Source organism: Blastomonas sp. CCH1-A6 (assembly GCF_001556365.1).
Taxonomy (GTDB): domain Bacteria; phylum Pseudomonadota; class Alphaproteobacteria; order Sphingomonadales; family Sphingomonadaceae; genus Blastomonas; species Blastomonas ursincola.
On the sequence record NZ_LSIS01000050.1, the window covers coordinates 1 to 362 of the forward strand.

Genomic DNA, 362 nt, shown 5'->3' on the forward strand with positions numbered 1-362 from the left:
ACCATCGACCGCGCCTATTTCGACCTGACGGGCGGCCTCGAACGCTGGCTCTACCGCATCGTGCGCAAGCATGGCGGACGGCAGAGCGGCGGCTGGAGCTTCGACGTTCCGCACCTTTACCTCAAATCCGGCGTGCTCTCGCCGCTGCGCCGGTTCGCGTTCGAGCTGCGCGCCATCGTCGCGCGCCAACCGCTCCCCGGCTACGTCCTCACGCTTGAACATGCGCTCGGCCGCGACCGGCTCAACTTCACCCCCGTCCCCGTCGATCCGTTCGACGCCGCCATGCGCCGCGTCGGTCTCAAGCCTGTGGAGAACTGGCCATGAGGTTCGGACTATCGGGAACAGCCGGATTCGGACGATCA

General features: G+C 66.9%; 1 protein-coding gene. It reads left to right on the forward strand.

What is annotated here, in order from left to right; translation table 11 throughout:
• Window positions 1-324: replication initiator protein A (locus AX735_RS02170; RefSeq protein ID WP_202189481.1), on the forward strand; the 324-nt coding region annotated here is incomplete at its 5' end.
• Window positions 325-362 lie beyond the last annotated feature (38 nt).